The organism is Dyella sp. GSA-30, from assembly GCF_027924605.1.
GTDB lineage: Bacteria > Pseudomonadota > Gammaproteobacteria > Xanthomonadales > Rhodanobacteraceae > GSA-30.
The window spans coordinates 1,353,084-1,368,722 of the sequence record NZ_AP027042.1; the positions used below are offsets into that span (position 1 = coordinate 1,353,084).

The 15,639-nt window shown below is 61.1% G+C and carries 7 protein-coding genes; 4 read left to right on the plus strand and 3 right to left on the minus strand.

Annotated elements, in window-relative coordinates:
- Positions 1 to 24 precede the first annotated feature (24 nt).
- Together QMG46_RS05990 and QMG46_RS05995 are read right to left on the minus strand one after the other, a co-directional pair.
- A complete protein-coding gene (locus QMG46_RS05990) occupies positions 25 to 1,368 on the minus strand; it encodes a S41 family peptidase (protein ID WP_281851576.1) in 1,344 nt (447 codons plus the stop codon).
- 104 nt (positions 1,369 to 1,472) lie between these two features.
- Positions 1,473 to 2,663 (minus strand): murein hydrolase activator EnvC family protein, encoded by a 1,191-nt coding sequence (locus tag QMG46_RS05995; RefSeq protein ID WP_281851577.1) that lies wholly within the window; start codon positions 2,661 to 2,663, stop codon positions 1,473 to 1,475.
- Between the two features lie 95 nt (positions 2,664 to 2,758).
- Here QMG46_RS05995 and QMG46_RS06000 point away from each other — a divergent pair, with 95 nt between their 5' ends.
- From QMG46_RS06000 to QMG46_RS06015, 4 genes are all read left to right on the plus strand, one after another.
- The gene (locus QMG46_RS06000) at positions 2,759 to 4,897 is read left to right on the plus strand and encodes a TonB-dependent receptor family protein (RefSeq protein WP_281851578.1); all 2,139 of its coding nucleotides are present in this window, start codon (positions 2,759 to 2,761) and stop codon (positions 4,895 to 4,897) included.
- A 492-nt stretch (positions 4,898 to 5,389) separates the two neighbouring features.
- The gene (locus QMG46_RS06005; protein WP_281851579.1) at positions 5,390 to 8,176 is read left to right on the plus strand and encodes a TonB-dependent receptor plug domain-containing protein; all 2,787 of its coding nucleotides are present in this window, start codon (positions 5,390 to 5,392) and stop codon (positions 8,174 to 8,176) included.
- Positions 8,177 to 8,444: 268 nt separating this feature from the next.
- Positions 8,445 to 12,887, plus strand: coding sequence for a glutamate synthase large subunit (gltB, locus tag QMG46_RS06010; RefSeq protein WP_281851580.1), 4,443 nt, complete (start codon positions 8,445 to 8,447; stop codon positions 12,885 to 12,887).
- Positions 12,888 to 13,016: 129 nt separating this feature from the next.
- A complete protein-coding gene (locus QMG46_RS06015) occupies positions 13,017 to 14,429 on the plus strand; it encodes a glutamate synthase small subunit GltD family protein (protein WP_281851581.1) in 1,413 nt (470 codons plus the stop codon).
- Positions 14,430 to 14,635: 206 nt separating this feature from the next.
- On the opposite strand, the gene QMG46_RS06020 is transcribed toward QMG46_RS06015, so the two are convergent.
- The gene (locus QMG46_RS06020; RefSeq protein ID WP_281851582.1) at positions 14,636 to 15,298 is read right to left on the minus strand and encodes a hypothetical protein; all 663 of its coding nucleotides are present in this window, start codon (positions 15,296 to 15,298) and stop codon (positions 14,636 to 14,638) included.
- Positions 15,299 to 15,639 lie beyond the last annotated feature (341 nt).

A 15,639-nucleotide genomic window follows, 5' to 3' on the forward strand; every position in this document is an offset into this window, starting at 1 on the left:
TTAGGGGCGTCTAAAAATCCGACCTCAATGCTTGCTCGGCACAGCCCCAGCCGCAGGATTCCTGAGCGAAAGCCCCTTCAACACATTCAACGCCTGCGACAGGGCATAGTCTTCCGTCGCCAGCTTGGCGTTCTCGGCGCTGCCGTCGTTGTCGATGTCCTTGCTGGCATCGGCGTTTTCGTTGGCCAGATGATTGTGCAGGTCGGCTTCGGAACCGATCAGCACCGGCGCACTGTCGGCCTTGTTGACCGCCAGATCGGCCAGGGCGATGTCCGGCTTGATGCCTTCGGCCTGAATCGACGTGCCGGCCGGGGTGTAGTAGCGCGCAGTGGTGATCTTGACGGCATGATCGGCATCGAGCGGCAGCACGGTCTGCACCACGCCCTTGCCGAACGTGCGACGTCCGATGATCAGCGCGCGGTGGTTGTCCTTCAGTGCGCCGGAGACGATTTCGGCGGCCGATGCCGTGCCGTTGTCGACCAGCACCACCATCGGCGCGCCGTTGATCAGGTCGCCCGGATGCGCGGTGAAGTTGAGGTTGGAATCCTGCAGGCGGCCACGCGTGGTGACGATGGTGCCCGAATCGAGGAAATCATCGCTGACACCGACGGCGGCGGTGAGCAGGCCGCCCGGGTTCGAGCGCAGATCGAGTACCGCGCCTTTTTGTGCGCCGTTCTTCTTGATCAGTTCGCCAAGCTTCTTTTCGAGGTCGGGCGCAGTGTCGTCCTGGAACTGGCTGATGCGGATATAGGCGTAGCCGGGCTCCAACTGCTTGACCTTTACGCTCGCGACGGAAATCTTTTCGCGCGTCAGCGGCACGTCGATGGGCTTATCGGATTTCTCGTGAAGAATGGTCAGCACGACCTTGCTGCCGGGATCGCCGCGCAGCTTCTTGAACATGTCGTCGATGTTTTCCGAATCGACCACTTTGCCGTCGATCTTGACGATGATGTCGCCCGGCTTGATGCCGGCACGGGCCGCCGGCGTATCGTCGATCGGTGCGACGATGCGCAGCGTGCCGTCGACCTGCAGTACTTCGATCCCTAAGCCGCTGTACTGGCCGGTGGTGTCTTCGCTCAGCTCGGCCAGGCCGTCCTTGTCCAGGTATTCGCTGTGCGGATCCAGGCCGGTGAGCATGCCGCTGATGGCCGCTTTCATCAGGGTCTTGTTATCGACTTTTTCCACATAGGCCTGGCGCACGATTTCGTAGACGCGGCTGAACATGCGCACGTCGTCGACGTCGATGCGATCGGGTACGGCGGTTGTCGCAGCCTTGGCCGGGCCGTCGCTGTCGGCGGGGGCGGTCTGTGCGTGGAGCACGGGCGCCGCGAGCAGCAGGGCAAGCAGGCTTTTGGGAGGAAACCGCATGGATGACTCCAGGTTACAAAGGGTGCCGAATAAGGAGCATACGCTCCCGGGGTGAGATGAAAGACCGCATGATGCCGCCGAAATTCACCCGAATCACGAGTCTATCAGCGCTGCCGGCTCAGCCAGCTGCGCGGGTCGACTGGCTTGTTGTTCTGCCTCAGCTCGAAATAGACGCCGGTGTTCACGCCGGTGGGCGCGGAGGCCGTGCCCACGGCCTGGCCGGCATCGACCTCATCGCCGACGCCGCGGAGCAAGGTCTCATTGTTGCCATACATGCTCATGATGCCGCCGCCATGGTTGAGGATCAGCAGCATGCCGTAGCCGCGTAGAAAGGCCGCGTATATGACGCGACCGCGCGCGACGGCGCGCACTTCGCTGCCGCCATTGGCCTTGATCAGCACGCCGTTACCGTAGGTGTTGACCACGCCGCTGGCCGGCCACGGCAAGTTTCCGCGTATGTTGGCCGTGCCCTTGCCTGAAGGTGTCGGCGCGATCGGGTTGGCGCGTGCGGCCCGCTCGGCTTCGCGCGCGGCATCGTCGATGGCCTTTTGCAGCTTGGCGACCAGATCGTTGAGCGACTGTTCGTTCTGCTTGAGCGCCGCGAGCTTTTGCGCCTGGTCCTTGTATTGCGCATCGGTCTGCGCGACCAGTTTTTGCTGTTCGCTGCGTTGCTGCTGCAATTGTTTGGCTTGCTGTTCGCGTTGCGAACGGGTGTCCTTCAATGCCTGCTGCTCGGTCTGGATCGAGGCCTCCAGATCCTGCAGCTTGGCCAGGTCGCCCATCAAGGTCTGCACGCGCTGGAGCCGGTCCTCCTGGAAATACTGCGAATAGACCAGCGCTTGCGCGATCCGCGCGATGTCCTGGTCGCCCAGCAGCAGGCGCATGTCCGAGCCACGGCCCAACGTATAAGTGGCACGCAGCAGGTCGGCGATCGCGGCCTTCTGGTTGTCCAGGTTCTTTTTCAGTTCGGCGCGTTGCTGTTCGAGCTGGTCGAGTTGTTTCTGCTTATCGGCCAGCGCCTGATCGGTTTCGCGCACAGCACGGGCAGCGCTTGCCACCGCATTGGCACGCTTGGCCAATTCGGCATTGGCACTGTCGCGCTTGGATGCGGTGTCTGCTTGTTCCTTGGCCAGCGCCTCCATCTTGGCGCGGATATCCGCAAGTTTTTTCTGCGCGTCCGCCTGTTCGCTCTTGCTCTTTTCCTGTGCGGCAAAAGCTGGCGTCACGATGACGAGGCTCGCCACGATGGCAAGCGGCGAGAGAAGTCGAAAGATCGAACGGGCAAGGTCGCGCATGGGGGGATTATCTCCGAGCCGTGACCCAAGCGGGGAGACGTCCGGGTATTCGGGGGGTAACATCGGGCGACCCACTCCCCTAAGGACAGTGCAGGATGAGTCGACGCATCGGCCTGGGCATCCCGTGTCTGGCCAGTTCGGCCTGGATGCTCGCCTTGTTGGCGGGTAATGCGCATGCCGACGACCCGGTGACCACCTCGACCCTGCCGGCCGTGCAGGTCAATGCGATACGCCTGGGAATTCCGCCGTTCGATGTACCCGCGTCGATCAGCGAGATCGACGTCTCCCCCGGTCATGCCGGCAAACCCGGCGTGAATCTGTCCGAAGCACTGGTCGGGGTGCCCGGTGTGCTGGCGCGTGACCGGCAGAATTATGCGCAGGACGAACAGATCTCGATCCGCGGCTTTGGTGCGCGTTCCACCTTTGGCGTGCGTGGCGTGCGGGTTTATTCCGATGGCATTCCCGGCACCATGCCTGACGGTCAGGGGCAGGTCTCGCATTTCAGCATGGACTCGGCCGATCGCGTCGACGTGCTGCGCGGGCCGTTTTCGGCGCTCTACGGCAATTCGTCCGGTGGCGTGGTGCAGATGTGGAGCGCGGACGGCACCGATCCGGCGCAGACCCGGTTCGGCGTATTCGGGGGCAGCAACGATACCTATCGCGTTGGCGCCTCGACCCGTGGCATCGACGGGCCGATGAACTACAACGTGGCCGTGTCGCACTTCCAGACCAACGGCTACCGCGACCACAGCAAGGCCGAGCGCGAATCGGGCAATGCCAAGCTGGGCTTCGATCTGGGCGCGGGGCGCAAGCTCACCTTAGTGGTCAATACGGTGTCGTTGCCCAGTGCGCAGGATCCGCTCGGCCTGACCAAGGCGCAGTTCGAGGCCGATCCGCGCCAGGCCATTGCATCGGCGTACCAGTTCAACACGCGCAAGAGCGTCCATCAGGTACAGGGCGGCGCCATCTACGAGCAGTCGCTGGGCGAAAACGATCAGCTGCGTGCCATGGGCTACTACGGCAACCGCGATGTGCAGCAGGTGCTGTCGATTCCTCAGTCGGCGCAGATCAACCCACTGAGCGCCGGTGGCGTGGTCGATCTTTCCGGCAACTACGGCGGTGTCGATACGCGCTGGACACATCGCGGCGAGCTGGCAGGGCGCCCGTTGGAGTTCGTGCTCGGCGTCAATTACGACGCGCAGGATCAGCATCGCCAGGGTTTCAACAATTTTGTCGGCAATATCCTGGGCGTCACTGGGGCACTGCGCCGCAACGAAGACGATAAGGTATGGAACCTGGATCAATACGCTCAGGTGTATTGGCAGATCGCCGAACGCTGGTCGTTGCTGCTGGGCTTGCGTCATAGCGTGGTGCACTTCATCTCGCAGGACCGCTTTATCACGCCCACCAATCCGGACGACAGCGGCAGCGCGCGCTACACCGCCACTACGCCGGTGGGCGGCGTGGAGTTCCGGCCTGCAGATAACCTGCGCGTCTACGCCAGTTTCGGCCGCGGCTTCGAAACCCCGACCTTCAACGAACTGGGCTATCGCGCCGACGGCGGCTCCGGCCTTGCCTTCAATCTGCAGCCCTCGAAAAGCCGCAACAGTGAGCTGGGCATGAAGTGGCAGGCGACCCAGGGCCTTGCTCTGGAGGCCGCGGTTTTCCGCGCCGATTCCCGCAATGAGTTGGCGGTGGTACGCAACGTCGGGGGTCGCTCCAGCTATCAGAACATTGGCCGCAGCCGGCGCCAGGGCGAGGAGCTTTCGCTGCACGGTGACCTGGGCAAAGGCTGGCGCATGATGCTTGGCATGACGCATGTGCAGGCGACGTTCCGCACACCTTTCATGACCTGCGTCACCAGCGGCTGCACAATACCCAATACGCCGGTGCGCGCCGGCGCGCGTATCCCTGGCGTGCCGGAAAACTACGGCTCGCTGCGCGTCGAGCGTGGCGGTGACATGGGGTGGACCTATGGCGCGGAAGTGACAGGCGTAGGGAGCGTCACCGTCGATGACATCAATAGCGGCCAGGCGCCGGGCTACATGCTGCTGGGGGCGGACGTGGGCTACGGCCTGCCGGTGGGCAGTTCGAAGCTGCATCTGAGCGCACGGGTCGACAACCTGCTCAACCATCGCTATGCGGGCTCGGTGATCGTCAACGAAAGCAATGGGCGCTTCTATGAACCGGGCCCGAGTCGAGGCTTCATGTTGGGCGCACAGCTCGAACTTTGAGCGCTGAATGTTGCCTTGGGGTTAAGAGAAAGCCGTCCCGAAAGGCGAGTTCAACCCCGAGCAAACAGCTCCTAACGATCTGTTCAGGACTGTTGCGTCGCAGCGTCAACAAATAAATCGTAAGTAATTACGAATTGGGCAAGGCAAAAATGATGCTTTGCCGCGAAACGGTGCGATTATTGGAACGATCCAATTGACTGTTAGCACGTGATTAATTCCACACTGCATTGCGACTTTGGTCATTCATGGTGCAAGTGCGCGCAAACCTTTACATCGATCGTCGAGAGATGTTGCGCGAAGGTTTTGTGAATTCGAATTTAATTACGCCCATCAGCTACTTAGGTCGAAAGTAATGGACTTGTGAGCTGAGCATTAAAGTGGAAGACTCAGGCTGCACTTGTCCGGCGTTTAGCTGTTCTTAATCCCCATTAAGAGCCGGACAAGCCCCCAGGGGCGAGCAGATCGCTCTACAAATAAAGAGAGGACATTTCCATGAAGCGCAACAAGCTCGCCTTGGCGCTGGCTGGGCTTTTACTAGCCCCCGTGGCCAGCACCGCATTCGCACAGTCTGCACAGACCTCCGACAACGCTGATCAGCAGTCGGCCAAGCAGTTGCAGACCATTACGGTGACCGGCTCGGCCGTTCCGCGCATCGACGTGGAAACGCCCTCTCCGGTGACCGTGCTGACCGCGCAGCAGATTCAGCGCAGCGGCCTGACCACCCTCGCCGACGTCGTTCGCTCGATCTCGGCCGACAACAGCGGCTCGATCCCGAACGCGTTTGCTGCCGGCTTCGCGGCCGGTTCGTCGGGCGTCGCCCTGCGCGGCCTGACCGTGAACTCGACCCTGGTGCTGATCGACGGTCATCGCAACGCCAGTTACGCCGTGTCCGATGACGGTCAGCGCAGCTTCGTCGACCTGAACACCATTCCGCTTGCTGCCGTCGAGCGCATCGAAGTGCTGAAGGACGGCGCCTCGTCGCTGTACGGCGCCGATGCAATCGCCGGCGTGGTCAACGTCATCCTGAAGCCTAGCTTCAAGGGCGCCGAAGGCACCTTCGACGTCGGTACCTCGCAGCACGGCGGCGGCCTGACCCGTAAGGCCACGCTGTTGTTCGGTGGCGGTGATCTGGATAAGGACGGCCACAACGCCTATGTCGCCATCCAGTACCAGAAGGACAATCCGATCTATCTGCGTGATCGCGGTTTCCCGTTCAACACGTCCGACACCAGTCGTATTGGTGGCCCGGATAACCGCATCGGCAATCCGGCGAACTTCCAAGGTTCCACCGTCGGCTCGGTGACGCCGGCTACGCTCGGCACGCCGGGCGACCTGACCTCGGGTCAAGCCATTCCGGGTGCGCTATCGCAGCCGCTGCGTGCCTGCGCCAGCAATACCGTCGCTGCCAGCGACCCGGCCGTGGGCAACTACTGCCTGCAGGATCAGGCCAATCAGTACGGCCAGGCGACGTATGCGATGGAGCAGGGCGGCATTTATGGCCGCTTTACTGTCAAGCTCAACGACACCACGCGCGCTTACCTGTCGGCCAGCTATTTCGAGACCAAGACGAATGCGCCGGGTGCCAACCCTTCGCAGGTTGAAGTCAGCACGCCGAACAACACCAACAACATCGCGCTGCCACCGACACTCACCAACGGCCAGTTGAATCCGAACAATCCGTTCGCTGCGGCCGGCCAGTACGCTCTGCTGAATTATGCGTTTGGCGACATTCCGGTCGGTAACAACTACGACAACCACAACGTCCGCCTCGTTGGCAACGTAAATGGCTCCCTGGGTGACTGGGGCTATGACGTCACCACCGTAATCAATCACACCTGGCTGAACACCGACCAGTTTGGTTTGATCAACTACCAGAGTCTGCTCACCGCGATCAACACCGGTAGCTACAACTTCGTCAATCCGTCGCTCAATACCGAGGCAGTGCGTAAATCGATTGCCCCGGGGTACTCGAAGACCTCCACTTCGGATCTCGATTCGTTGGATATCGGTGTCAACCGTACCTTCGGTCAGCTCGATGGCGGCCCGATCGGCTTTGCTGCCGGCCTGCAGGCACGCCATGAGGCACAGGACGACCCGACGCTTAACCCGAACTTCGAGTTCCTGGGCCTGGGCAATGCTCAGACCCAAGGTACGCGTAATGTGACGGGTGCTTATGTCGAATTCGACGCGCCGCTGTTCCAGACGTTGGAAGTCGACGTTTCGGGTCGCTACGACCATTACACCGATATCGGTAACGGTTTTACGCCGAAGATCGGCATGAAGTGGAAGCCGGTGGATTGGTTTGCGCTGCGCGGCACCTACTCGAAGGGCCTGCGTGCTCCGTCGTTCGCTGAGAACGGTTCGAGCTCGAGCCAGGGCTTCACCACGTACCAGGTGCCGAAGTCGGTAGCGGCGGCATACGGTGGCAGTGCTTACGTCACCAACCCTTACTCGCTGGCTCTGCAGACCAATGCCAATCCGAACATCAAGCCGGAAAAGGCCACCAACTTCACGCTTGGCGTGGTGTTGCAGCCGACCAGCTGGCTGAATGCTTCGCTTGACTACTACAACATCGAGAAGAAGAACGTCATCACCTCGCCCGATGTGGGCTCGGCGTTGGCGGCCTACTATCAGGGTCAGACGATTCCGGGCGTCACGGTTATCGGCGATAAGCCCGATCCGGCGAACCCGGGTTTGCTGGCGCGTCCGGCTGAAGTGATTGGCGAGTACATCAACGCCAACTCGCTCAAGACCACCGGTCTCGACCTTGATATCCAGGCACATTTCGACTTCGGCAACAACTGGCATTACATCAGTGAGCTGAGCGGCACCCAGATCTTCAACTGGGCGCTGACTCTTCCCGATGGCACGCGCCAGCAGTTCGTCGGCACGCACGGTCCGTATGCCTTGTCCTCGGGTGCCGGCACGCCGCGCACGCGCGGGTCCTTCGCCAATACAGTGATCTGGGACAAGCTGACCGGTACGTTGACCATGTACTACGTCAGTGGTCTGGCCAACTATGCGCAGGATCAGAGTGGTTTCGATCTGCTGAGCGATCTCCCGCTGAGTGGCCGCATTGGTTCGTTCACCTACTTTGACCTGACCGGCAGCTACGACATCACTGATCACATCTCGATCACCGGTTCGGTACAGAACCTGTTCGACCGCAAGGCCCCGATCGATCCGGCCAACTACGCGGCCAACAACTACAACCCGACCTACGATCTGGCCGGCATCATCGGTCGCTTCTACAACGTCGGTGTGAAGGTCAAGCTGTAATTGGTGCCTGTCGCCGAGTTCGCTCGGCGATAGTCTCAAGTGAAACCATTAAGGCGCGTCGGGCAACCGGCGCGCTTTTTTTTGTCCACAGGACAGGGAAAGAAAAATTTCGTTGCCAAAACGTTTGGACGTCCAGAGGCCTAAACGACCCGACTTTGACGCGACGCAGCAAGTGTGGTGTAGTCGGAGCCATACTCGCATGGGGCTTCGGTGCTTTTCGCACCGAGGCCTTCTGCGCCCAGCAAATGCACGAGCCGGGGAGGCTTAGATGGCAGAGCCAGGCAACACGCTGTACGACGCAGCCTTCGAACACGATAGCTGTGGTTTTGGACTGGTCGCCCAGATCGATGGGCGCGCCAGCAAAAAACTCGTCGATATGGCCTTTGTCGCTCTCGCCAAACTTTCCCATCGTGGCGGCGTCAACGCCGATGGCGTCAGCGGCGATGGCTGCGGCGTCCTGATTCATCGACCGCAGCCTTGGCTGTCGGCGCTGGCGGCTGAAGCCGGTCTGGCGCTCGAAGAGCGCTTCGCTGCGGGTCTGGTATTTCTGGACCCTGAGGGCGGTGACGCTGCCGCGCAATTGCTCGAAGCGCGCCTGCGCGAAGAAGGCCTGCGTGTTGCCGGCTGGCGCGATGTGGCAGTCGATCCGCTGGCGTGTGGCCCCTTGGCCGCGTCGGCGCGTCCGCGCGTGCGACAGATTTTCGTGCATGCGGCCGAAGGCAGCGACGACGCGACGTTCGAGCGTGCCTTATTTCGCGCACGTCGGCGCGCCGAGACGGCCCTGAGCGACGATCCGCACTTCTATGTGGTCACGCTGTCCGCTCAGGTCATCGGCTACAAGGCCATGGCTGCGCCCGGTCGCCTGCGCGATGTGTTTGCAGATCTCTCGCATCCGGCGCTGGTATCGGATGCGGTGGTGTTCCATCAGCGTTTCTCCACCAACACCACACCGCAATGGCGGTTGGCGCAGCCGTTTCGCATGCTGGCGCATAACGGCGAGATCAATACGATCCGCGCCAATCGCCGCTGGATGCAGTCGCGCGAGTCGATCCTGCGCTCGCCTCTGCTTGACCTGTCGGACATTGGTCCGCTGGTACGCCAGACCGGTTCGGATTCGGAAAGCCTGGATAACGCGCTGGAAGTGCTGCTCGCCGGTGGCATGGACCTGCTCGCGGCGATGCGCATGCTGGTGCCGCCGGCATTTGCCGCGCGCGAAGGCATCGACGAAGATCTGGCCGGTTTCTACGAGTACTACGCGCTGCATAGCGAACCGTGGGACGGCCCCGCGGGCCTGGTGATGTGCGACGGCCACTACGCCGCGTGCACGCTGGATCGCAACGGCCTGCGCCCGGCGCGCTGGGCCTTGTCGGACGACAATCATCTGATCGTGGCATCCGAAGCTGGATTGTGGGACGTACCCTCGTCGCGCGTGATCGCCAAGGGCCGGCTTGCCCCCGGCGAAATGATCGCGGTCGATTTCGCCAACAAGCGCCTGCTGCGCGACGCCGACATCGACGATATCAATCGTCGTCGTGCGCCGTTCCGCGACTGGTTGCGTGCGGGTGTCAGCTATCTGGAATCGGACCTGATCGATCCATCGCTGGCTGCCGAGCCGTTGCCGGCCGAGCAGCTGCGCTGTTATCAGAAGCTCTACGGCCTGTCGCGCGAGGAGCGCGAGACAGTGCTGAAGGCCCTGGTCGAGCTGGAGATGGAGGCGACCGGTTCGATGGGCGACGACACGCCGATCGCCGCGATGTCGCGCCAGGTGCGGCCGTTGTTCGATCGTTTCCGCCAGGCGTTCGCACAGGTCACCAATCCGCCGATCGACCCGTTGCGCGAAAAGCTGGTGATGTCGCTGGTGACGCAGATCGGGCCCGAAGGCAACGTCTTCGACCTGCAGGCGGAAAACGCCAGGCAGATCCTGATCAACTCGCCGATTCTCTCCCAACGCAAATTGCGCCAGCTGCTGGCGATGCCGCAATTCGTCAGCACGCCGCGCTTCGATCTGATGTATGCGCCGGAGCAAGGCCTGGAAGCGGCGCTGCGTCGCTTGTGCGAAGAGACCGCCGAAGCCGTGCGCGGTGGTTGCTCGCTGGTCTTCCTCAGCGACCGCTATCCCGAGCGCGGTCTGCTGCCGATTCATTCGCTGCTTGCGGTCGGCGCGGTGCACGCGCACCTGATCGATCAAGGCTTGCGCTGCCAATGCAATATCCTGGTCGAGACGGCGACGCCGCGTGACCCGCATCAGTTCGCCTGTTTGATCGGCTTCGGCGCGACGGCGATTTATCCCTGGTTGGCCTATCAGAGTCTGTTCGAGCTAGGTCGTGAAGGACATATTGCCAACGACCGTATGGAAATCGGCCGTAGTTATCGCCGCGGTGTGCGCAAGGGCTTGTTGAAGATCCTGTCCAAGATGGGCATCTCGACGGTCGCCGGTTATCGCGGCGCCCAGCTGTTCGAGATCGTCGGCCTGGCGCCGGAAGTGGTGGAGCTGTGTTTCCCCGGAACGCCTTCGCGTATCGGTGGCGCGGGTTTCGCCGAGCTGGAACACGATCAGCGTCTGCTGGCTGCCGAGGCCTGGAACGAGGCGCTGCCGCTGCGCGCCGGTGGCCTCTACAAGTACGTGCACGGCGGCGAGTACCACATGTACAACCCGGATGTGATCGCCGCGCTGCAAAAGGCGGTGCGTACGGGCAATGCGGTCGACTATCGCGCCTATGCGGATTTTGTCGATCACCGGCCGCCGTCGGCGCTGCGCGATCTGCTGGCGCCAAGGGCCGCGTCGAGCGCGGTGCCGTTGACCGAGGTCGAACCGGTAGACGACATTCTGCGTCGCTTCGACTCCGCCGGCATGTCGCTGGGCGCGTTGTCACCCGAAGCGCACGAAGCTCTGGCGATCGCGATGAATCGCCTGGGTGCGCGCAGCAATTCCGGCGAAGGCGGCGAAGACCCGGTGCGCTACGGCACCGAGAAGATGTCCAAGATCAAGCAGGTCGCCTCGGGTCGCTTTGGCGTGACGCCGGCGTATCTGGTCAATGCGGAAGTGTTGCAGATCAAGATCGCCCAGGGCGCCAAGCCGGGCGAGGGCGGTCAGCTGCCGGGCCACAAGGTCGACGCGACGATTGCGCGCCTGCGTTACGCCAAGCCCGGCATCGGCCTGATCTCGCCGCCGCCGCATCACGATATCTATTCCATCGAAGATCTCGCCGAGTTGATCCATGACCTCAAGGAGGTCAATCCTCAGGCGCTGGTGTCGGTCAAGCTGGTAAGCCATGCCGGCGTCGGTACGGTCGCTGCTGGTGTGGTGAAGGCTGGTGCGGATTTGATCACCGTCAGCGGTCACGACGGCGGCACCGGTGCCAGCCCGCTGACCTCGATCAAGTATGCAGGCACACCGTGGGAACTGGGTCTGGCCGAGACGCAGCAGACATTGCGACGTAACGACCTGCGCGGGCGCGTGCGCCTGCAGACCGACGGTGGTCTGAAGACCGGCCTGGATGTGATCAAAGCGGCGATGCTCGGTGCGGAGAGTTTTGGTTTCGGCACCGGTCCGATGGTCGCATTGGGCTGCAAATATCTGCGCATCTGCCATCTCAACAATTGCGCGACCGGTGTAGCGACACAGCATGCGGTGCTGCGCAAGGAGCACTTTATCGGCCTGCCGGAAATGGTGATGAACTATTTCCGTTTTGTCGCCGAAGACGTGCGCGCGCATCTGGCGCGGCTTGGCGTGCGCTCGCTGGCCGAAGTGATCGGCCGCAGCGACCTGCTTGAACAGCTCGAAGGCGCCACGCCGGTGCAGCACAAGCTGGACCTGCGCCCGCTGATTGATGGCGACAGCCTGGGTTCGAACGTCGACTTTGCCTGTACCTTGGCGCGCAATCCGATGCGCGACGAAGCAGCGCTGGCCACGCGTATTGCGACGGATACCGCCGCCATCGTGGCGGCGGGTACGGGCGGCGAATTCGCCTACGACATCGTCAATACCGACCGCGCCATCGGTGCGCGCCTCTCCGGTGAGATCGCGCGAGTGCATGGCGACCACGGCATGGACGAGTCGCCCATCATCCTGAGGTTGAACGGCGCGGCCGGGCAAAGCCTCGGTGCCTGGAATGCCGGCGGCGTGCATATCGATCTCACCGGCGAAGCGAACGACGGCGTCGGCAAGGGCATGGCCGGTGGCCGCATCGTGGTTCGCCCGCCGCTCGATTCGCCGTTTGCCAGCCAGGACGCCGCCATCATCGGCAACACCTGCCTGTATGGCGCCACCGACGGCGAGCTGTTCGCCGCCGGCCGCGCCGGTGAGCGTTTTGCCGTACGCAACTCCGGCGCGCTGGCCGTGGTGGAAGGCGCCGGCGACCACTGCTGCGAATACATGACCGGCGGCGTAGTCGCCGTGCTGGGCAAGGTGGGCCTGAACTTCGGCGCGGGCATGACCGGTGGTTTTGCGTACGTGCTCGATTTGCAGCGCGACTTTGTCGACTGCTACAACCACGAGCTGGTCGACATCCTGCGTATCTCGCCCGAAGGCATGGAGCATTACATGCAACACCTGCGCGGCCTGGTCGAGCGTCATGTCGCGTTGACCGGTAGTGATTGGGGTCGACAGATCCTGCGCGACTTCCGCGGCTTGCAGTACAAGTTCTGGCTGGTCAAGCCGAAGGCGGCGAGCCTGTCGGCGTTGGCAGAAGAGCTGAGGAGCGCCGCATGATGAAGCAGAAGATAGTGGAGAGGAGTAAGGAGAGAGTGAGAGCGAAAAAGCCGGCTTCTTTGCGAAAACGCTGATCGCCCGCTTTCTCTAACTCCTCACTCCTATTCACTCACTCCTTTCGCGCCCCTCATGACCGACAAAGCCTTCCAGTTCCTCGACCTCCCGCGACAAACGCCGCGCACCGTTCCCGTGCAGGTACGCGTCATGGGCTACGGCGAAATCGCCGGCGAGTTCGCCCTGCCGCAGGCTTCCGGCCAGGCCGGGCGCTGTATCGATTGCGGCAATCCGTATTGCGAACACGCCTGTCCGGTCCATAACTACATTCCCAATTGGCTCAAGCTGGTACAGGACGGCCGTATTCTCGAGGCCGCGACGCTGATGCACGAGACCAATCCCTTGCCGGAAATCTGCGGGCGCGTCTGTCCCCAGGATCGTCTGTGCGAAGGCGCCTGTACGCTGGAGCAGACGGCGTTCGGCTCGGTCACCATCGGCAGCATCGAACGCTGGGTGACCGATGAGGCCTTGCGTCAAGGCTGGCGGCCGGACCTTTCGCGCGTGCGCGAGACCGGCAAGCGCGTAGCGATCATCGGCGCCGGTCCGGCCGGGTTGGCCTGCGCGGATCGTTTGCGCCGTGCCGGTATCGCAGCGGATGTCTACGATCGTCAACGTGAAATCGGCGGCCTGCTGACCTTCGGCATTCCGCCGTTCAAGCTCGACAAGGACATTGTGCGTACGCGTCGCGACGTGCTTGAAGGCATGGGTGTGCGTTTCCTGCTCGGTCACGAGATCGGTCGCGATATCGAGTTCGGTCAGCTGCTCGACGATTACGATGCCGTGTTCGTAGGTACCGGTGCCTACACCTATGTCGATGCGCAGCTGCCGGGCCGTCAACTGCATGGCGTGCACGATGCGTTGCCGTTCCTGATCGGCAATACCGAACGCCTGATGCGTGACGATCCGGTCGCGCATGCCTTCGATTTTCATGGCAAGCGCGTAGTCGTGCTCGGCGGCGGCGATACCGGTATGGACTGCAATCGCACCGCCATTCGCCTGGGCGCCAAGTCGGTGACCTGCGTCTACCGCCGTGACGAGGCGAACATGCCCGGCTCCGCCCGCGAAGTGGGCTATAGCCGCGAAGAGGGCGTGGAATTCCTGTTCCATCGTCAGCCGCTGGAAATTCTTGGCGACGATCAAGGCCGGGTGCGTGCGGTCCGCGTGGTGGAGACCGAGCTGGTCGACACGGGCGATGGCCGACAGCGTCCACAGAACATCGCGGGCAGCGAGCACGAGATCGATGCCGATGTGGTGATCCAGGCCTTCGGCTTTCTGCCGAGCCCGCCCGACTGGCTGCGTTCGCATGGGGTGGAATTGGAAGCCTCGGGGCGCATTGCGACAGGCGTAGATGGTGCGTTGCCGCTACAGACCAGTCATGCGCGTATCTTTGCGGGTGGCGACAATGTGCGTGGTGCTGATCTGGTGGTGCGCGCGGTCTATGACGGGCGTGAAGCGGCTGGCTCTATTGCCCGGATGTTGTTGGTCTGAAGATCGGGCAATCTTTTACAAGAGCGCCAAGGAGCCTAAAAAACCTTCTTCATCGTCATCCAGGCCTTGCTGAAATGACGATGAAGACAGGGCGCTTTATAGAAAACTGAGATGACGCGGGCAAAAATACAAAACGCCATCTAGTTCTTGCGTTGGCGAAGCGATGAAGAAGTGAGCCACTCCGTAAAATCTCGGCTCAAGTAGCATCAAATCGATGGTGGAATGAACATCTTTATCTGTAGATTTGGACTAGTGTATTCGCCTGGGTATATGGATTGTGGCTCAATGGGTTGAGTGCCGGCCAAGGGGTTGGTGGGGTCGAAGTTCTGTTGAAGTGTGATGATCGAGCCGTTTGAGTAGACAAATTGATAAGTCGAAGGGCTAAGCGAGTACATGTTCGGGTTATTATCAGTCGTAGTATATTCGCCGAGCAGTTTATCCGCCGAGCTATAGACGTCTAACTGCTCGCTTATGCTCAGAACCGCAGCCGTTTGCTTGTCCACAGTCTCAGTTGTAAAGAGTCCGAATGACTGCTTGCTAGTTGAATCCTCGAAAGCGGACGACATTGTTATGGTGTAACTGGTGCCGTTGTCCTGCAGCTTAAATACAGGCATGACAGAGGTTGATCCGCCGGCCTGGACCAATCCCTTTCCTGGATCGTTTGCGTCGAATGGTATGGCGCCCACTCTGGGAGTTCCAGCGTGATCAGGCTGTAACCCACATAAGCCGCAGCCAACCAGAATCAAAGACCAGACAGTAGTGTTGTCCGGACCTCCTGGAGCTACGCAGCTTACACAATTGGCCATGGCTTCGCCGGAAATAAGCGAAAATGCCAAAGACGCGGCGGCCACTACTTTCAGTATCTTCATGTCAACGTCCTTCGATGTCTGAGTCGAGATAATAATAATTTTGCGGACTAGTTTTTTGCCTGACCACCTCCTAATCTTTATTTAATAATGTATTTATTGGATTTTTAATTTTCAACGGCAGATAATTTCGATTTGTTGGATCATAAACTTTTATTTAAAGATTGGTTCTAACTTAAAGTAGTCTAATCATCTATTTGACCTTGCGACGCGCGGAGGAATTTTCGAACTGTAGGTTTTCCTTTACAGAGATAAGTGGCGATCACCTACGTGACGCCCTGATAGCCGGTTTTCTACCACCGTCTCCAGGAATGACAGCGAAGCGAGTAATGCCATCAGGTGAG